Genomic DNA, 18,752 nt, shown 5'->3' on the forward strand with positions numbered 1-18,752 from the left:
ACGGTGAAAGTAAAAGAACAATTACTAACTTTATCTCCATATAAACCAGGTAAGCCAATTGAAGAAGTGAAGCGTGAATTTAATTTAGATCGCGTTGTAAAATTAGCATCCAATGAAAATCCTTACGGCAGCTCTGCTTTAGTAAAAGAGGCGATTGCTGCAGAAATTGAAAATATGGCGCTTTATCCAGACGGTTATGCAGCTGAACTGCGTGCAGCAGTAGCAAAACACGTAGGTGTAGATCAAGATCAGCTGATTTTTGGAAATGGGTCTGATGAAGTCATTCAAATTATTTGCCGAGCTTTACTATCGGCTGATACAAACACTGTCATGCCAACGCCATCATTTCCTCAATATAAGCACAATGCCGTAATTGAAGGTGCAGAAATTCGTGAAGTACCGCTGCGCGGGGGAGATCATGATTTAAATGCTATGCTTCGTGCAATTGATGAAAATACGACAATTGTATGGGTATGCAGTCCTAATAACCCAACGGGAACGTATGTGAAGGGCGATGAGTTAATTTCCTTTATGAAGCAAGTTCCTAAGCATACGTTAATCGTTATGGATGAAGCGTATTTTGAGTATGCAGCAGATCAAGCCGACTATCCGAATACGGTAGAGCTTTTGAATGAATACGAAAACTTAATTGTACTTCGCACATTTTCAAAAGCATACGGCTTAGCTTCTTTGCGTATTGGTTACGGTATTTCAAACGAATCATTGCTACAAAAAATTGAGCCGGCTCGCGAACCTTTTAATACAAGCCGCATGGCTCAAAAAGCAGCAATCGTTGCTCTTGAAGACCAAGCGTTCATTGAAGAGTGCAAAAAGAAAAATGAAGCAGGTTTGCAGCAGTACTATGCTTTCTGTGATAAGAATGGCTTAAACTATTATCCTTCTTTCACTAATTTTGTTCTAATTGATTTTGGCCGTCAAGGCGATGAAGTGTTTCAATTCTTATTGCAGCGCGGATTTATCGTTCGTTCAGGGAATGCACTAGGATTCCCAACTTCCGTTCGTATTACGGTGGGAACAAAAGAACAAAATGAACAAATCATTGAATTGCTTCAGCAGTTTGTTAACCAAGAAACGGCGAAAGCTTAATACCTAATATAGTAAAAGATGAGAGTGTGATTTCACACTCTCATCTTCATATGCACAATGAGGTGAAGGAAAGTGAAAGAAAATGTTTTTGTTATAGGCCTAGGATTAATTGGAGGATCTCTTGCACTTAATATAAAAAAGACGCATCATCATCTTGATGTAATAGGTTTTGACATTAATCAAGAGCAGCTGGAGCTCGCTAAAACTCTAGGCGTAATTGACCAAGCGGCTTCTTCTTTGCAACAAGGCGCTGAGCAAGCGGATTATATTGTTATTGCCATTCCAGTCACCCAAGCAGCGGAAGTGCTAAAACAGTTCGAACATTTTACGCTCAAACAGTCTGTCATCGTAACAGACGTAGGAAGTACAAAAGAAGAAGTAGTGAAGACAGCCGAGGCTCTTATTTCTAAAGGCATTGAGTTTATCGGGGGTCATCCAATGGCGGGGTCTCATAAAAGCGGAGTAGCTGCTTCTAAAGCTCATTTATTTGAAAATGCAATGTATGTATTAACACCTTCATCTTCTACTTCTTCGGAGGCTTTAAACAGCTTAAAGGAATTGCTAAGTGGTACAAAAGCTAAAATTATTGTAATGTCACCAAAAGAACATGATAAATTAGCAGGTGTCATTAGCCATTTTCCACATATTATTGCTGCAAGCCTTGTTCATCAAGCAGAATATTACCAACAAGACAATCAGCTAGTTTCGCAGCTTGCGGCTGGAGGGTTTCGTGATATTACACGTATTGCTTCAAGCAGTCCAGCGATGTGGAGAGATATTTTGCTTCATAACCAGGATGCGCTTCTTTCAATGTTTGACCACTGGCTTGAAGAAATGAACGACGTGCGAAATATGATCGAACGAAAAGATGCGAATGATATCTATACATATTTTTCACAAGCGAAACAATTTAGAGATCAGCTTCCTGTACGAACCAAAGGAGCGATTCCATCCTTTTATGATCTCTATGTGGATGTTCCTGACTATCCGGGTATTATCTCAGAAGTAACCGGTTATTTAGCAGAAGATGAAATCAGTATTACAAACATTCGAATTTTAGAAACACGAGAAGATATATACGGAGTATTACGTTTGAGCTTTCAAACAGAGGAAGATAGAAAGCGGGCAAGAGCGTGTCTCCATCAGCATCAATATCAGACGTTTATTTCTTAATGTACGAAAGGTGTGAATGAAATGAGTGGAAAACCATTAAAAACGAATCTTTCATCTCTTCAAGGAGAAATTTCTATTCCTGGGGATAAGTCGATTTCTCACAGAGCTGTGATGTTCGGAGCGATGGCAGAAGGGAAAACTACGATTAATCATTTTTTAGCAGGTGAAGATTGCTTAAGTACCATCTCTTGTTTTGAAAAGATGGGCGTATCGATTAAAAGAGAAGGCGAGTATGTTGAAGTGGAAGGTAAAGGTATCGAAGGATTAAGTGAACCTACTTCCATCTTAGATGTAGGAAATTCAGGAACAACTACTCGTTTAATGTTGGGGATTCTTGCCGGTGTGCCATTTCATACGTCTCTAATTGGAGATGAGTCGATTGCCAAGCGTCCAATGAGCCGTGTTACGGTGCCGCTGCGCTCTATGGGTGCAAAGATTGATGGGCGTGAGCATGGCCAATATACGCCTTTATCTACTAGAGGAGGAGCATTAAAAGCAATTCATTACCATTCTCCTGTAGCAAGTGCACAAGTAAAATCGGCGATTTTACTAGCGGGACTTCATGCCGAAGGCACAACAAAAGTAACCGAGCCTTTTACATCACGCGACCATACCGAGCGTATGCTTCGCGCATTTGGAGTAGACGTAGAGGTAGATGGAACGACTGTAAGTATTGAAGGGGGACAATCCCTGCGCGGAACGGATGTGTACGTCCCTGGAGACATTTCTTCAGCTGCATTCTTTCTTGTTGCAGGAGCCATTGTTCCAAACAGCCGAATCGTTTTGAAAAACGTCGGACTCAATCCTACAAGAACAGGTATTATTGATGTGCTTCAGCAAATGGGTGCACGCCTTACAATTTCCAATGAACGTATTCAAAATGGAGAGCCTATTGGCGATTTGACGATTGAAACGTCTCAGTTGAAAGGGATTGAAATTGGGGGCGATTTAATTCCTCGTTTAATTGATGAAATTCCGGTAATCGCTCTTTTGGCGACTCAGGCAACTGGGAAAACGGTGATTAAAGATGCGGAAGAACTAAAAGTAAAAGAAACGAACCGCATCGATACGGTTGCAACCGAGCTAAGCAAGCTGGGTGCCTCTGTTACGCCAACAGCTGATGGCCTCATCATTGAAGGCAAGACGGCCCTGCGAAGCGGTGAAGTAGACAGCTACGGAGATCATCGAATTGGAATGATGCTTGCGGTCGCAGCAGCCATTGCAACGGGAGAGGTAACGCTAAATAGAAGTGATGCCATTCACGTCTCCTACCCTACTTTTTTTGAAGATCTTGATGAGCTAAGCCAATAAGGAAGAGGCTGGAACAAACGTATTTTGGTTGAAGGGAAATCCGAACGAGGAATTGATATTGTTGATGAAAAATCAAACTCGTTCGGATTTTTTATTGAGATGGTGAACGAAGGTTTCATGTCTCAATCTCGTTTTTACCTAAAAAAATGTAAGCGTATTCAAATTGATTTGTTGAACAAACGCTCAAACTATTTTATCATTGTGTATAGAAGCATGTGTTCTTGCTTCGAGTTTGGAAAAATAGAAAATTAATTCGTTTTATTTTTATATAAAAAGTGAATGTAATAATAAAGGAGAATTGTGTGTGAAAGAACTAGACCGCGCGATAGGTTACGTAGAATCCAATGAAATTGAAAAAGGTCTTGCCCTTATTCATGAATTGAAAGATAAAGCTACAGACGAAGAAAAGTTTTTAATGGCTGAACAGCTGCAGGAGTGGGGACTAGTAAATGATGCGCTGCCTTTAATAGACGAGCTCATCGCTAAATACCCAGAAGAAGGCGAGCTGTATTTATTAAAAGCTGAAATGCTCATTGATTTAGAAGAAGAAGAAGAAGCCATTCATATTTTAAATCAAATTAGCAGCGAAGACGATAATTATGTGCCAGCTCTGCTTCTTGTAGCTGACTTATATCAAATGCAAGGCCTTAGTGAAGTAAGTGAGCAAAAGTTAATGGAAGCGAAAAAAATGCTTCCAAATGAGCCGGTTATCGATTTTGGGCTCGGTGAATTTTACAGCAGTCAAGGAATTTATCAAAAGGCAATTCCTTTTTATCAAACGCTGCTAAAAACAGAAAAAGAATTTAACGGTACGGATCTTCGTCAGCGATTAGCTGAAAGTCTAGCAGGTATCGGCCAGTTCGAAGAAGCGCTTCCTTACTTTGATCAAGCGTTAAAAGATAAGCTTGAGATTAACACACTATTTGAATATGCGATTTCAGCGTATCAAGCAGGTCATTATCAGACCGCTATTGAAAAGTTTACAGAACTAAAAGAGTTAGACCGTGAGTACCATTCTCTTTATTTATATTTAGCAAAGTCATATGAACATGAAGAGATGCTAGAAGAGGCTGCGGTGGCTGTCAACGAAGGTATTGCGCAGGATGAATTTCAAAAAGAACTTTACTTTTTTAAAGGTAAAATAGCATTAAAGCGCGGTCTAGAAGAAGAGGCTGAATCGGCGTTTCAACAAGCGATTGCACTAGATCCAGGGTACATTGAAGCTATTTTAACTCTCTCTAAACTTTATATGAGTCAAGAGAGATATGAAGATGTAGTAGAGAATATCGAGCATGCCAAAGAATATAATGAGCATGATCCTCATTTTGAATGGGATTTAGCAAAAGCTTATCAGGAATTAGAAAATTATGAAGAAGCGCTAAAATACTACGAATCTGCATATACTGTTTTTAAAGAAGAGTATGCGTTTTTAGAAGAGTATGGCTATTTCTTATTAGAAGAAGGACAGCGCTCGAAAGCGAAGGGGATTTTCCAAGCGTTATTAGCCATGGATCCAACAGTAGATGAAATTCAAGACATATTATTTCAATTAGAAGAATAAATAATAGTTCAGAGGATTTTATTGCTGCCGTGTGGAATAAATAACTGTAAAAGGTGTTTTAACTGAGAGTTTAAACACAGAGGAGGGAAGTGAGAATATGACGACCCCTGTTACTGTCAACGAGAAAAAAGAATTTGTTCGCTGGTTTTTAACGAATTATCAGCTGAAGCGCAGAGAATGTGTATGGATTTTAAATTATTTGATGAGCCATGATCAATTGATGAAACGAGTTCACTTCGTTGAGCAAGCACAGTTTTGTCCTCGCGGGATGGTGATGTCTACGCACTGTGTGGAAGACCCTCCATTTCGTTTTTATAAAGAAAATATCATGACAACCGATGCAGAAAAATCATTTCATGATATTCGTTTGAATCGAGAAGAAGACATTTATATTCAATTAAACTTCCGATCGTTGTATTCATCGCCTCAATATGTGGCTGTACTGGAAGACAATCCGTATATGCCAAAAGCTAATCAAACAAATGAAAAAGACAGAGTATTAGCTGAGCAAATATTGGAAGAATCTATTCAGAAATTTCAACGATCAAAAATCATGGAACTAATTGATAAAGCATTAGATGAAAATGATAAAGAGGAATTTCAGCGCTTAAGCGAATATTTAAATAACCATTATGTACAGTAGATAAACGAGAGATTGGCTAGCTTCTTAGAAAAAGGTCAATCTCTTTTTTTATCTCCTTATTCAGTTTGAAAAATAAATAAGACAAGCCTTAGCAAGCTTGCTGAGAGGAGAAGAAAGTTGAAGCTGCAGGCGAAGGAAATGGATGTGTATTTACAATCCAAAAGTTATGTTGATACTGTATTGGTTCCACTCATTCCTATTGATTTCGGAGAAGATTTAAAGCTTACTGCATCTATGAGTGAATATACGACTGCTCTTACTGAAGAGTTAGAGAGACAATTTAAAGGAAGAGTGATTTTAACACCTAGTTTTACATACTTAAAAAAAGATGGAGTAGCTGCTGTTTATGAAACATTACTTCGTTGGAATGAGCATATAAATGACAATGAAGTCAAACATCTTTTTGTGCTTACTAGCGACCGAGATTGGCTGCAGTATGAGAAAGAAATAGGGGCTCACTGCATTTGGATACCTGCTTTACCGCTTGAGCATATAGACGACTCGCATAAGTATACGCTCATACATGAACAAGTCCAACAGCTCCTGCCGATTTTTGTAGAGAAATGGAGTGTTTAAAAAGGCTGTAGAATAAGCAATGGAAGCGCAAACAAAATAATGACGAAAAATTTAGAAAAATAAAGATTATTTCCATGTTTTAGGTTTTTATTGTATTGACCTTCCAGAAATATTAATATATCATGATTATGTCCTAGTTTAATAGAATGGTCCATCATGTGTCCAAAATTCTCTGGACTGAACTTTTTTAAAGGGGGGAAAAGCATGGGTGATCGGGTATCAAGACGACAGTTTTTAAACTATACGCTCACTGGTGTAGGGGGATTTATGGCTGCTGGAATGTTAATGCCAATGGTGCGCTTTGCAGTAGATCCAATTTTGGAAAAAGAAGCGGGTCAGGATTTAGTAGCTGTAGCGCAGGTTAAAGACATTACAAAAGAGCCGAAACGTGTCGATTTTAAAATCAAGCAAGTGGATGCGTGGCATAAATCAGAAGAACCAAGATCGGCTTGGGTGTACAAAACTGATAAAGGTGAAATCGTCGCGCTGTCACCAATTTGTAAGCATTTAGGCTGTACGGTTAACTGGGCTGGTGACAAAAACTATCCACATCGTTTCTACTGCCCTTGTCATGGGGGAATGTATGAAAAAAGCGGTAAAAATGTACCGGGGACACCACCGATGGGACCGTTAGATGTATACGTTCAAAAGGTAAAAGGCGGTACGTTATATCTAGGAAAAGCCAAACCACAAGGAGGGGCATAGAAAATGTTGAATAAAATCTATGACTGGGTGGATGAACGGCTAGATATTACTCCTTTATGGCGAGATGTGGCCGATCATGAAGTGCCAGAACACGTAAATCCTGCACATCACTTTTCAGCATTTGTGTATTGTTTTGGTGGATTGACGTTTTTTGTTACCGTTATTCAAATTTTATCAGGCATGTTTTTGACCATGTATTATGTACCAGATATAAAAAATGCATGGGAATCCGTTTATTATCTGCAAAATGAAGTCGCTTTCGGACAAATTGTTCGAGGTATGCATCACTGGGGAGCAAGTTTGGTTATCGTCATGATGTTTTTACATACACTTCGTGTTTTCTTCCAAGGAGCATACAAAAAACCCCGCGAGTTAAACTGGATTGTGGGTGTGTTAATTTTCTTTGTTATGTTAGGTTTAGGTTTTACAGGTTATTTGTTGCCGTGGGATATGAAAGCGCTATTTGCAACGAAAGTAGGTTTGCAAATTGCTGAATCCACACCAATTATAGGCCAGCAAGTGAAGACATTACTCTCAGGACATCCAGACATCGTTGGTGCTCAAACACTAACTCGCTTTTTCGCCATTCACGTATTCTTTTTACCCGGAGCCCTGCTTGGCTTAATGGGTGCCCACTTCTTAATGATTCGTAAACAAGGAATTTCAGGACCACTATAAAAGTTTATACGCTTTATTCAATTAGTCAATCACACTAGTCATCATATGCATCAAGCACATACTCCGTTGTTAGTACTTTCACTAGAACAGTGAGAAAAAGGAGGGAGAACATGCATCGTGGTAAAGGGATGAAGTTTGTTGGAGATTCACGTGTTCCTGCAGAACGAAAACCCAATATTCCAAAAGATTACTCTGAATTTCCAGGGAAAACAGAAGCATTCTGGCCAAACTTTTTACTAAAAGAATGGATGGTAGGAGCAGTTTTTTTAATTGGTTATTTATGTTTAACCATCGCTCATCCATCTCCGCTTGAACGTATTGCCGATCCGACTGATACGGGGTACTTGCCTCTTCCCGACTGGTATTTTTTGTTCCTATATCAATTGCTTAAATATTCATTTGCTTCTGGTCCATATAATATTATAGGTGCATTTATTATTCCTGGGATTGCATTTGGCGCATTAATGCTTGCTCCTTTCATTGATCGCGGACCAGAAAGAAGACCGGCTAAGAGACCGTTTGCGACAGGATTCATGCTTCTGGCTATAGCAGCAGTCTTTTTCCTAACGTGGCAGTCAGCGACACAGGTAGATTGGAAAGCACGTGAAGAGCAAGGGAAAATTAGAGAAGAAGTAGCGATTGACAAAAATTCAGAAGGCTACAAAATTATGCAAAAGCAAACGTGCTTGACCTGTCATGGTGATAATTTACAGGGAGGCCCTGCGGCTCCGGCTTTAACAGGAATTGATTTATCTCCTGAAGAAATCGCCAATATCGCAAAAAATGGTAAAGGCAATATGCCAAAAGGTGTTTTCAAAGGTTCAGATAAAGAATTGAAAACGCTCTCGGAGTTTGTCGGAAACTTAGGAAAAGAATAATGAAAACCAGCCAAAAGGCTGGTTTTTTTTGAATTTATTTAATGTTGTGGTTTATATCAATGAGATAGGTGCTTGCTATTGTCCAAAAACTGTACATAATAAAGAAGAGATTAAATGTAAAGGAGACTTTCTGAATGGCTTGGTTATGGTATACCTTAAAAGATAAGCGTTTTTTAACGCTTTTGCTGATTGTAAATATACTAGGAACAATCTACGGATATATTTGGTATGGGAGTCAATTAGCGGAAACACCTAAGAAGTTTTTATTATTTGTACCTGATAGTCCAACGGCAAGCTTGTTTTTTGTTATCGTACTTATCGGTCTTTTACTCGGAAAACATTTTTCACTATTTGAAGCTTTAGCCATGGTCACGCTGTTTAAATACGGGATTTGGGCCGTTATAATGAATGTATTGGTCTATGTGTTAACAGGATATATTGATTGGATGATGCTTATGTTAATGGCTTCTCATGCAGCAATGGCTTTTCAAGGGCTTTTATACGTACCGTTTTATCGGATTAAATTATGGCATTTAGCTGTTGCCGCTGTATGGACCGTACATAATGATATCATTGATTACGTTTTTTCTATGATGCCAAGATACAGTATGCTTAATGCGTATATGTCTGAAATTGGTTATTTTACATTTTGGCTAAGCATTTTATCTATTTTCATTACATACTGGTTCACAGTTCGTGCTTCTTCAAAAAAACAGCTATAAAAAAATTTTGAAATAGGCGCACGAAACGAGCTCTCTTTTTCTAAGATATAGTAGGCTATATTTAAGTATGAGGTGAGTGACTGTGAAGGAAACCAAACGAGAGCTTCATCCGTCCGTTGTGGAATTTAAACAATTTGTAAAATCACATCCTAAATTAGTAGAACAGGTTCGAAAGCAGCAAAAAACGTGGAAAGAGCTTTATGAAGATTGGTATTTATTCGGTGCAGAAGATCCAATGTGGGAGGCATATCGTTCAGAAGAAAGTGCAAAGGCTGAACCAGCTGCTGCAACAGAGGAGAAAAAAGATATTATGGGTACAATTGTATCCTCGCTGAAAAACATGGACTTGAATCAAATGCAAAATCATATCACAAATGTAAATTCCGCTATTTCGAATATTCAACAAGTGTTGCAGCAATTTCAACCATCTAAGCCATCAGGTGGAGGAGCAGCTTCCGGGCCAGGGAATCCATTTGGCTTTAGGAAAGATTAAGCGCAATGAGAAAGGATATATACGAGTATATGCAGTCTCGTCCTAAGCTCAACGACTTCGTTCGTGAACAGCCAATGTGGTACCGGCGTTTATCTAGAAATCCTGAAGAACTGGAGAAATTTGAATTAGAATCCAAGCATTACTACAAACAAACGATTCCTCATAAAGTCGAAAAATTTTCGAATTCGATTCAAATGGCAAATATGATGTTTCATATGTTTCAATCCATGAAAAACCAATGATCTCTGCATACATAGCGATGCAGAGATTTTTGCACGTCATGAGTAAAAACAAAGAGTTTGTAAACACTATGGAGAAACGAATGATAAAGGAATGGTATGATGCGCTTACTATTAACGACGGCCTTATGTGTAGTTTCTCTGCTAGGATGCAACCATGATAAACCAAAACCTGAAACTAAAATTTCCTCTCAACCGCGGGCAGCTGAAACGTTTGGTGAAACGAATGTAAAACCTTCACTGATGGTCCACCAGCATGTGAAAGGACAGAACGTATACGTTGAATGTATTCTAAGCGGGTTTTCATTTTCAACAGAGAGTGGATTTCTTCAAATAACAGTAGATGGAAAACCATTTAAAGAAATGAAGCAAGCAGCCTTTGTTTTAAGTGATCTTCCAAAAGGATCTCATACTGTTACGATTGAACTGATGAAATCTAAAGAAGAAAGTTATCAAGTGAGGAATACCTTTACGGTTGAAATTATATAGTTAAAAAGTAGAACTTGTAGTAAATCAGTGTAAGCTGTTTTAGCAAGTTCTTTTTCTTTAGATCCAAAACGTGATAAGATAAAAACGGAGGTGCACAGCCATGCTGACAACAATGAGAACTGTTGAATTACTCGACGAGTCTGATCACGTAGCGAACATGGTGTTACAATCAGACGTAGCCGAGAACTATCGTCAATGTTTATATAGATTAAATAAAGATTCACATGCACAGGCATTAATTGCTCAATTTGTGAAAATAAAGGAACAGTATGAGGATGTTCAGCGATTTGGAAAATATCATCCTGACTATAAAACCATTACGAGACAAGTACGTGATGTAAAGCGTCAAGTTGATTTACATGCGACAATCGCTGCGTTCAAAAAAGCAGAAAATGAATTGCAAAAACTGCTTGATGAAATTAGCGTTATCCTTGGTCAAGCTGTTTCAGAGCATGTTAAAGTACCGACGGGAAATCCGTTTTTTGATACGGGAAGCAGCTGCGGCGGTGGCTGCGGATCTGGTGGAAGCTGCGGGTGCAGCGCATAAGCCGTTCACTGTATAAATCGAACGCAATCAGCACAGGAATTTCCGCAGCAGGCCATTTTACGCTGTGGAACGTAAAACCTGTGCTGATAGACATAAGTAAGATGCTGACTTCTGACAAAACTTGAGCGCCACGTAGCATTTGTATTGGATGTAGCAAAAATAGATGAAGCTTCTAGAAGCTCATCTATTTTTCTACGCTCAATTGATGTGTTTATATACAAAAAGGGTATATTTGTGATTTTTTTGAAAATGACTTGTTCAATAGCTCTGTGCTCGTTAAAATGAGTAAGAAAGAGCATCCAGATATCATCTAAATTCATACATAAAGCACCTACTTCATATAAAAGAATTTATGATAAAGAAAACCAATATAACGTATGCAAAAGGGGAACTAAATATGTTTGTTGAACGTCAAGGAATTGTGGCGTATGTGCATTCTGTTAAGCAAGCAAAAGCATTGCGAAAGTACGGAAATGTACATTACGTATCTAAAGAATTAAAGTATGTTGTCTTATATTGCAACCAAGATGGCATTGAAAAAACAATCCATAAACTTCAGTCTCTACCTTTTGTGAAGAAAGTAGATCCTTCTTATCGGCCGTTTTTAAAAACAGAATTCGAAAATTCAAAGCCGGATAAAGCGAAGGAATATGACTATAAGATAGGAATTTAAACAAAAAAGGAATGTAATGTACATTCCTTTTTTTATTTTACTTGGCCTTAGCAAACGAATAGGCAGGGATGAGGTTATTGCATTGGCGGAATAAAGCGGTTCATTCGCAAAATGCCAATAAGGTGCTGATAGTATAGTGCTGTTTCTGGAAAGGTAGTAGATGGTTTGACATCGAGTACCACAATTTCTTTTCCCGCTTCCTCAGCTGCTCGTTTAAATAACTCAACGCGCTTGCTGTCGTTTTGTTTTAAAACAATTCCTTCTCGGCAAACGTAAAGCGGTTGGAAATTCCCTTCAGCTGTTGGATGCAAGACAGCGATAAAAGAAGCTACTTGTCGATCTTCTTTTACTGTTCGCAGCATAATAAGATGGGCAAGACGATGTTTGTTGCTTTTGACAATCTCTAACAGCTCATAAATATCTGAATACCCTTCTCCGAGCTCAATAAAACGCTGAATCATATGTATTTCCCCCTCTATGTATTAAAAAAGCAAACTCACGTAGTTTAATGTATCACTGAATATTTTAGGAGTAAATAAAAAAATCCCTACAACTACTCATTGTAGGGCCCTTCAATAAAGGGATGTAATCACCTCTGCGATTACAAGCACCTTGATGAAGGCAAAGGGAGAGGAGAAACCGGAGGAAGAACTTATGGGGAAACGTAAGTCTTCTCCGCGGTTGGCAACAACATCGGTTAGATGATGTTGTTACTAGTCAGTATGTCCGTTTTAAACGTTCATATACCTGTTTCGTGAAATTTACTTTTTAAAATATAAAAGACTGATAACATGACAGAGAAAAAGGGTAAATTTACGTTTATGATGACATATTAAAGTAAAGGAAATCTTTTATGAACGAAATGCCGAATGATCTGCATAGGTGTATCTAAGGAGACGGTCGTAAAAGTCCAGCATAAAAGCAAGCTGCTGGGTTATTGCACAGAATGCATACAGCATTGAATAAATTGAGGATTTTTGCTAGTCTTTGTAATTCAAAATATGTTAGGATAATGAAGAATAAGGAAGTAAAAGTAAGGTAGTGATAAGGATGAGAGTAGTAGCAGGTTTATATAAAGGCCATGCGTTAAAGGCGGTTCCAGGATACTCAACCCGCCCTACAACAGATAAGGTGAAAGAAGCTATTTTTAATATGATTGGACCGTTTTTTGAAGGTGGAACAGCTCTTGATTTGTTCGGTGGAAGCGGTGGCTTGGGAATTGAAGCTCTAAGTCGAGGAATAGATAAAGTCATTTTTGTGGATCGGGATGGCAAAGCGATTCAGACGATTAAAGCAAACTTAGCATCCTGTCGGTTAGAAGACCGCGCTGAAGTGTATCGAAATGATGCAGAGCGTGCACTGAAAGCGATAAAGAAAAGGGAGCTGACTGTCGATTTACTTTTGCTTGACCCACCGTATAAAGCACAAAAGTTGAAAGCGCTTATCGAAACGGTAAGTGAAGAAAACCTTCTGGCAAAAACAGGAATTATTGTAGCGGAGCATTCTCATGATGTACATTTAGATAATGAGATTGGTTTATTTGAAAAAATAAAAAGCGAAACGTACGGTATCATTGGTGTTTCTATTTATACATACAAGAAAGAAGAATCAGTTGAATAAATCAATGAGCTGTTAGATGTAGAAAGGGGATACGTATGGGCAGTATAGCTGTTTGTCCAGGAAGCTTTGATCCAGTTACGAATGGACATTTTGATATTATTAAACGAGGCGCAAATGTATTTGATACGATTTATGTGGTTGTTTTAAATAACTCCTCAAAAAGTCCTCTATTTACAGGGGAAGAGCGAGTAGCTTTGCTGAAAGAAGTAACAAAATCACTTCCTAATGTGGTAGTAGAGTCGTACAGCGGATTATTAATGGAGTATGCAAAAGAAAAGCAGGCAAAGACCATTTTAAGAGGTTTGCGTGCAGTATCAGATTTTGAGTACGAGATGCAAATCACATCTGTAAATCGCGTATTAGATAAAGAAATCGAAACGTTATTTATGATGACAAATAATCAATACTCGTTTTTAAGTTCTAGTATTGTAAAAGAGGTAGCTAAATATGGCGGGAATATTTCTGAATTAGTTCCTCCCCCTGTTAGAGAAGCGCTTGCAGAAAAATTTGAACAGCTGTCTCAAAAATAAGATAAAAAAGAACGTGACGTTTTCTTTGCCGATAAGAAAACGTCACGTTCTTTTTTTACTAGGAACGATGAAGAAACGCTCGTTTTGAATATAGATAAATATAGCAGCACAGCGTAAAAATCGTTAGGAGCGGGCCGTACACGTTTAGCCACTGCGATAGAATCGTAACGGACTCCAAGTGAGAAAAAACCGGCAGTGCTCCTTCAGATGCTTGAAAAGTAGTAATGGATTCCCGAAGAGGACCCCATAGAAAGATAGTGAATACTACCGCAAAGCAGCCGTGAAAAATTCGGGCAATAAAAAACGGGAAAAATCGAATATCTGTTTCGGCGAGTATGCTAGCTACTTGTGCTTGAACAGAGAAACCGCTAAAGCCTAATACAAAGCTAACGATGATAATTTGATGAAACAGCAGCGTGTCCGGTGCTTCGCTTGCTAGGCGGCTTCCTAACGTAATTTCAAAAAGCCCCGAAATAAAGGGAAGGCTCAGCTCAGTCCCTATATGACAAAGGGAAAATAAATAAGCTAGACCGCTGCTTAAAACGGCCGTGATATGAGTCACATATAAAAGTTTGTTTAATACAGAAAATAAAATGATAAAACCGCCAATCATTAAGAGAGATTGAACTGCAGAAGTAACCGCATCTCCTAAAAGCTTCCCGATAGGACGCTTATCTTTTAATCGCGTTTTATGCATTTCGTGAAAAGCTAACGATAAAGAAGGTTTTTGAATTACTTGTCCTTTAGGTTTTGCTGATCCATAAAACCGCATCACCAGTCCTACACAAATATTCCCTATGTAATGAGAGAGAGCTAATATGATACCGACAGCTGGATTGTGAAAAAAGCCAACTGCCACAGCTCCAAAAATAAAAATAGGGTTAGATGAGTTAGTAAATGATACGAGTCTTTCAGCTTCAATAGCTGTTAGCTGTTTTTCTTGGCGCAGCCGGGAAGTGATTTTTGCACCTGAAGGAAATCCAGAAGCCATGCCCATTGCTAAAGCAAAACCCCCTACTCCAGGTACTCGGAATAAAGGCCTCATAAACGGCTCTAATAAGATCCCAATGAACTTCACTACGCCAAACCCAATAAGCATTTCTGAAACAATAAAAAAGGGCAGCAGAGAAGGAAAGACGACCTTCCACCATGTGTTGAGACCTCTTACTGAACCTTCTAGCGCTTCTTTTGGATATACAATAAGCGCAATAGCGAGAAGTGTTACGCTCGTCCCGAGCAGAAGTGTTTTCACCATCGATTTATTCAACGAACGATTCATCTCCTTTTCTAAGCTCACGTCATTTTGATAGGAATGAAATGAGGAGTTTTAGGCAAATGTACAAGTTCTTCTATATATCAATATACGAAGCTATGCATCGACTTTATGCCTATGTGTAAGGAGAAAATAAATTCATACTGAATAAAAAGGCGTCTTGTCACATTTGGAAATACAATTCATATACATAAATCAATGCACTTCTAGAATAGTCAAGGAGTAAAAAAACGTATACGCAGCAAGAGAAGAGTAAGAATTTCTTAAAACAACCTTCAGTATAGTATAATGCTTAATAACCACCGTTGATTGAGCAAAACATATCTTTAGCTTCATACAAAATGAACAAATAGAAAATGAAGAATAGTCCTATTGAAGACAGGGCAACAATGATAGAGAAGCTCATCAAAAGTTTTTACATTTTTAGAAGTCTATAAGGTAAAACGAGGGGGCAGGTAAAGTGGAAAGCCCAAAAATAGGAGTTGCGTTAGGCTCAGGTGGAGCTAGAGGTTTTGCACATTTAGGAGTAATCAAAGCGCTAACAGAAAATAACATTCCTATTGATTTTCTAGCTGGCAGCAGCATGGGAGCTTTAGTTGGTGCACTATATGCGTCAGGTATTGAACTGGCAACTCTTTATAAAATGGCGCTAACGTTCAAACGAAAGTATTATTTGGATTTTACCGTGCCAAAAATGGGATTTATTACGGGCAACAGAGTAAAGTCGTTGGTTCGCACTTTTACGCAAAATAGAAACATTGAACAGTTATCTATACCGTTTGCCATTGTAGCGACAGATTTGAAAACAGGAGAGAAAGTGGTATTTAAAAAAGGACCTATCGCTGAAGCGGTGAGAGCAAGTATTTCAATTCCAGGAATTTTTGCTCCCGAAGTAATTGATGGGCGATTGCTTGTAGACGGCGGGGTAGTGGACCGTATTCCTGTATCGGTTGTAAAAGAGATGGGATCTGATATTGTCATTGGAGTCGATGTATCAAAAGCGAAAGTGAATGCAGAAATCAGCTCCATTTTTGATGTCATTATGCAAAGTTTAGATATTTTGCAAGATGAGCTAGTAGCTCACCGAACTATTGCTTCAGACGTTATGATTCGTCCTAATCTCGATACTTTTAGTTCCAGAGCATTTACAAACATTCAAGAAATGATGTCAATTGGTGAACAAGCAGCACATGAGCAGTTGCCTTCTATTCTACAAGCAATTGATCATTGGAAGGAGAACAAAAAAAGTGAAATCTAGAATTAGAATTTTGGTATATTTGGCTGTTATTGCAGTGGTGGCAATGCTTTGTTTTTATCCATTACCGTACTACATTACAAAGCCTGGAATGGCAGAAGAACTTGCGCCTATTATTAAGGTGGAAGATGGATACCATGAAAAAGGGACGTTTATGCTTACAACTGTAAGAATGGGCAGAGCAACTCCTCTTTCATATGGTCTTGCGAAAATACAGGACTTTCATGAAATTTTCCCTACAAAGCAAATTTTGCAGCAGGGTGAAAGCGATGAAGATTACTCGACAAGGCAATTACATATGATGGATACGTCAAAAAATGCCGCTATTTCAGTAGCATATGAAGCAGCTGGAAAGAGCGTTTCCTACCACAATAAAGGCGTATATGTTACATATGTTGTAGAAAATATGCCTGCACATGGAAAACTTCATGTTGGAGATGTCGTGACAAAAGTAGATGAGAAAAAAATTCAAACTGCTGAGGACTTAATCAACTACGTATCGACTAAAAAAGCAGGAGATTCAGTATCAATTTATGTAAAAAGAGATGGCAAAGAAAGCAAACATACTCTAAAAGTTAAAGCATTTCCTGATGAGTCGAAACGAGTAGGCCTAGGAATTGCCTTAGAAACGAACCAAGAATTAAAAGTCAAGCCCGATATACATATTGATACTGAAAAAATAGGAGGGCCTTCAGCGGGACTGATGTTCTCACTTGAAATCTATAATCAGCTTGTTAAAGAGGACATGACAAAAGGCCACCGCGTTGCAGGTACAGGGACTATCAATGATAAAGGAGAGGTAGGACCAATCGGAGGTATTTCACAAAAGATTGTAGCCGCAGATAAAGAAGGAGCAGAGATTTTCTTTGCACCAAATGAAAAAGGGGCTGCTGGCTCTAACTACCGAGAAGCAGTGAAGACAGCCAAAAAAATAAACAGTGATATGAAAATTGTACCCGTAGATTCATTTTCGGATGCCGTAACCTATTTAGAAAAGCTGAAACCATAAAAAAATCGTCTCTTGCAGACGATTTTTTTATGGCCAAATGATAGGAGGCTGCGCATATTCTTGTTTCATAAACTGAGAGCGCAGAGGCTCCTGAAACGGCGTACTATAAACATGTGTCGCTTTAATATCGGTATCAATTTCTTTTAGTTTACATTGCGATACAGTGGATACAATAGGAAGGGACAGCTTTTTCTTAATTGTTTTTAAATAGGCTTGTCCGGTCTTTGACATTCCCAATAAGCGAATATAAGGATCAGCTTGTTGCATCTCACTTTTTGTTGTATTGGTTAAAAGGTGAACGCACATGCGCTGTAAACGGGTTCTCGTATATCGCTTCGTTTTAACATTTGTTAAAAAATCTTCAAATGAAGTAGATGAAGAAATATAAGATAGCAGTCGATGTTCAATACCTTCTTCTATTTCATAAATACGCTGTAAGTCATAAAGTGGAGTAGTTAATAATTTGTATTTCAAAAATGGGAAATAGTGCTCCCAATGATGAAACTGTCCGTGTGCTTGTTTGTAAGCTGCTAATTCGTTTGCTGTACTAACTGGCATATGCTTGCCCAGGTCCCCATTGCTGCTGCTGTCAAAAATAGCTTTACGTATGCTTGTAGCGCTTGAAATAAAAGAGGAAGACAGGGAATCATCGTGATAATGTGATTGAATTCGAGTGATTGTATATGGTTTAATAGATGCATGCTGTTTTTTTATGGCAGCTACATAGCTCATTCCAAGCACATTATTTGGCTGAGATAGATCAATAGGAGCCTCCGTGAAAAGCTGTAAGAAAGCATTGGAAGCTGATTTTGGATAACTGTTTCCTTTTTTCATCTCTTGTTGAATTAAGGCAGATAGTTCTGATTCATGAGCTTCGAGCAAATCAGCGGTGCGGGTAAATGAGTCAATATTGCCATTTTCGCTGCCAAAGCATACAAAGTCAGCGTGAAGGGATTCCAAAATAGAAATAGCGCCGCTTGCGAATGTTTCAGCTTTTTGAGTAGAAAAAGCATAGGGTAATTCAACGACTAAGTCTGCACCAGCGGCTAAAGCCATTCTTGTGCGGGACCATTTCGATACAAGAGCAGGCTCTCCGCGCTGCAAAAAGTGCCCGCTCATCACAGCAATCACACAATCTGCTCCGGTTTGTTGTTTGGCTTGCTGCAAATGATAAGCGTGTCCGTTATGAAAAGGATTATATTCGACAATTATTCCAACTGCTTGCATAATGTCTCCTTTTAATTTATTATTTTTAGTCTAGCTCTTTGTT

The 18,752-nt window shown here is 38.6% G+C and carries 23 protein-coding genes; 19 read left to right on the forward strand and 4 right to left on the reverse strand.

Translation table 11 applies throughout. From position 1 onward, the window contains the following. Positions 1-3 precede the first annotated feature (3 nt). The 14 genes from hisC (at position 4) to ACH0CI_RS02980 (ending at position 11,122) form a co-directional block, all read left to right on the forward strand. Entirely contained in the window at positions 4-1,107 is a 1,104-nt protein-coding gene (hisC, locus tag ACH0CI_RS02915) for a histidinol-phosphate transaminase (RefSeq protein WP_048019815.1), read from the forward strand. Between the two features lie 72 nt (positions 1,108-1,179). After that, complete coding sequence (locus tag ACH0CI_RS02920; RefSeq protein ID WP_028411498.1) at positions 1,180-2,280, forward strand: prephenate dehydrogenase; 1,101 nt, start codon at positions 1,180-1,182, stop codon at positions 2,278-2,280. A 21-nt stretch (positions 2,281-2,301) separates the two neighbouring features. Further along, positions 2,302-3,591, forward strand: coding sequence for a 3-phosphoshikimate 1-carboxyvinyltransferase (gene aroA / locus ACH0CI_RS02925; protein WP_047749880.1), 1,290 nt, complete (start codon positions 2,302-2,304; stop codon positions 3,589-3,591). 298 nt (positions 3,592-3,889) lie between these two features. Beyond that, the gene (locus tag ACH0CI_RS02930) at positions 3,890-5,152 is read left to right on the forward strand and encodes a tetratricopeptide repeat protein (RefSeq protein WP_205689540.1); all 1,263 of its coding nucleotides are present in this window, start codon (positions 3,890-3,892) and stop codon (positions 5,150-5,152) included. Positions 5,153-5,249: 97 nt separating this feature from the next. Further along, the gene (locus ACH0CI_RS02935; protein WP_013058996.1) at positions 5,250-5,795 is read left to right on the forward strand and encodes a ReoY family proteolytic degradation factor; all 546 of its coding nucleotides are present in this window, start codon (positions 5,250-5,252) and stop codon (positions 5,793-5,795) included. A 117-nt stretch (positions 5,796-5,912) separates the two neighbouring features. Next, positions 5,913-6,371 carry a YpiF family protein gene (locus ACH0CI_RS02940; protein WP_028411494.1) on the forward strand — a complete coding sequence of 153 codons (459 nt, stop codon included), beginning with the start codon at positions 5,913-5,915 and terminating at the stop codon, positions 6,369-6,371. A 204-nt stretch (positions 6,372-6,575) separates the two neighbouring features. Then, entirely contained in the window at positions 6,576-7,076 is a 501-nt protein-coding gene (locus ACH0CI_RS02945) for a QcrA and Rieske domain-containing protein (protein WP_013058993.1), read from the forward strand. A 3-nt stretch (positions 7,077-7,079) separates the two neighbouring features. Continuing rightward, the gene (gene qcrB / locus ACH0CI_RS02950; protein ID WP_013058992.1) at positions 7,080-7,754 is read left to right on the forward strand and encodes a menaquinol-cytochrome c reductase cytochrome b subunit; all 675 of its coding nucleotides are present in this window, start codon (positions 7,080-7,082) and stop codon (positions 7,752-7,754) included. 110 nt (positions 7,755-7,864) lie between these two features. Then, entirely contained in the window at positions 7,865-8,632 is a 768-nt protein-coding gene (locus ACH0CI_RS02955) for a menaquinol-cytochrome c reductase cytochrome b/c subunit (RefSeq protein ID WP_028411493.1), read from the forward strand. 134 nt (positions 8,633-8,766) lie between these two features. Further along, positions 8,767-9,354 (forward strand): lipoprotein heptaprenylglyceryl N-acetyltransferase LhaT, encoded by a 588-nt coding sequence (gene lhaT / locus ACH0CI_RS02960; protein ID WP_406900853.1) that lies wholly within the window; start codon positions 8,767-8,769, stop codon positions 9,352-9,354. 82 nt (positions 9,355-9,436) lie between these two features. Beyond that, positions 9,437-9,847, forward strand: coding sequence for a YlbD family protein (ylbD, locus tag ACH0CI_RS02965; protein WP_013058989.1), 411 nt, complete (start codon positions 9,437-9,439; stop codon positions 9,845-9,847). Between the two features lie 5 nt (positions 9,848-9,852). Further along, on the forward strand, positions 9,853-10,089 hold the full coding sequence (locus tag ACH0CI_RS02970; RefSeq protein WP_013058988.1) for a YlbE-like family protein: 237 nt from the start codon (positions 9,853-9,855) through the stop codon (positions 10,087-10,089). Positions 10,090-10,188: 99 nt separating this feature from the next. Further along, entirely contained in the window at positions 10,189-10,575 is a 387-nt protein-coding gene (locus ACH0CI_RS02975) for a carbohydrate-binding protein (RefSeq protein ID WP_071270905.1), read from the forward strand. A gap of 100 nt (positions 10,576-10,675) precedes the next feature. Further along, a complete protein-coding gene (locus ACH0CI_RS02980) occupies positions 10,676-11,122 on the forward strand; it encodes a YlbF/YmcA family competence regulator (RefSeq protein WP_028411490.1) in 447 nt (148 codons plus the stop codon). A 5-nt stretch (positions 11,123-11,127) separates the two neighbouring features. On the opposite strand, the gene ACH0CI_RS02985 is transcribed toward ACH0CI_RS02980, so the two are convergent. After that, complete coding sequence (locus tag ACH0CI_RS02985) at positions 11,128-11,442, reverse strand: hypothetical protein (protein WP_033579757.1); 315 nt, start codon at positions 11,440-11,442, stop codon at positions 11,128-11,130. Positions 11,443-11,519: 77 nt separating this feature from the next. Here ACH0CI_RS02985 and ACH0CI_RS02990 point away from each other — a divergent pair, with 77 nt between their 5' ends. After that, complete coding sequence (locus tag ACH0CI_RS02990; RefSeq protein ID WP_013058985.1) at positions 11,520-11,795, forward strand: YlbG family protein; 276 nt, start codon at positions 11,520-11,522, stop codon at positions 11,793-11,795. Positions 11,796-11,869: 74 nt separating this feature from the next. Here ACH0CI_RS02990 and ACH0CI_RS02995 read toward each other — a convergent pair whose 3' ends face one another. After that, positions 11,870-12,256, reverse strand: coding sequence for a DUF7147 family protein (locus ACH0CI_RS02995; protein WP_335707374.1), 387 nt, complete (start codon positions 12,254-12,256; stop codon positions 11,870-11,872). A gap of 589 nt (positions 12,257-12,845) precedes the next feature. Here ACH0CI_RS02995 and rsmD point away from each other — a divergent pair. Together rsmD and coaD are read left to right on the forward strand one after the other, a co-directional pair. Then, the gene (rsmD, locus tag ACH0CI_RS03000; protein ID WP_013084870.1) at positions 12,846-13,415 is read left to right on the forward strand and encodes a 16S rRNA (guanine(966)-N(2))-methyltransferase RsmD; all 570 of its coding nucleotides are present in this window, start codon (positions 12,846-12,848) and stop codon (positions 13,413-13,415) included. Positions 13,416-13,450: 35 nt separating this feature from the next. Next, positions 13,451-13,945, forward strand: coding sequence for a pantetheine-phosphate adenylyltransferase (gene coaD / locus ACH0CI_RS03005; RefSeq protein ID WP_013058982.1), 495 nt, complete (start codon positions 13,451-13,453; stop codon positions 13,943-13,945). Positions 13,946-14,003: 58 nt separating this feature from the next. Here coaD and ylbJ read toward each other — a convergent pair whose 3' ends face one another. Then, complete coding sequence (ylbJ, locus tag ACH0CI_RS03010) at positions 14,004-15,212, reverse strand: sporulation integral membrane protein YlbJ (RefSeq protein ID WP_033579758.1); 1,209 nt, start codon at positions 15,210-15,212, stop codon at positions 14,004-14,006. 466 nt (positions 15,213-15,678) lie between these two features. Here ylbJ and ACH0CI_RS03015 point away from each other — a divergent pair, with 466 nt between their 5' ends. Further along, positions 15,679-16,476, forward strand: a complete 798-nt coding sequence (locus ACH0CI_RS03015) for a patatin-like phospholipase family protein (RefSeq protein WP_028411486.1) — start codon at positions 15,679-15,681, stop codon at positions 16,474-16,476. After that, positions 16,466-17,482 (forward strand): SepM family pheromone-processing serine protease, encoded by a 1,017-nt coding sequence (locus tag ACH0CI_RS03020; RefSeq protein WP_335707223.1) that lies wholly within the window; start codon positions 16,466-16,468, stop codon positions 17,480-17,482. Before ACH0CI_RS03015 ends, ACH0CI_RS03020 begins: the two co-directional genes overlap by 11 nt. A gap of 27 nt (positions 17,483-17,509) precedes the next feature. Here the strand turns inward: ACH0CI_RS03020 and ACH0CI_RS03025 are convergent, their stop codons facing one another. Further along, positions 17,510-18,709, reverse strand: coding sequence for a nucleotidyltransferase (locus tag ACH0CI_RS03025; protein WP_406900854.1), 1,200 nt, complete (start codon positions 18,707-18,709; stop codon positions 17,510-17,512). Positions 18,710-18,752 lie beyond the last annotated feature (43 nt).

Origin of the sequence: Priestia sp. 179-F W1.4 NHS (assembly GCF_045369295.1) — a bacterium.
Lineage (GTDB): Bacteria > Bacillota > Bacilli > Bacillales > Bacillaceae_H > Priestia > Priestia zanthoxyli.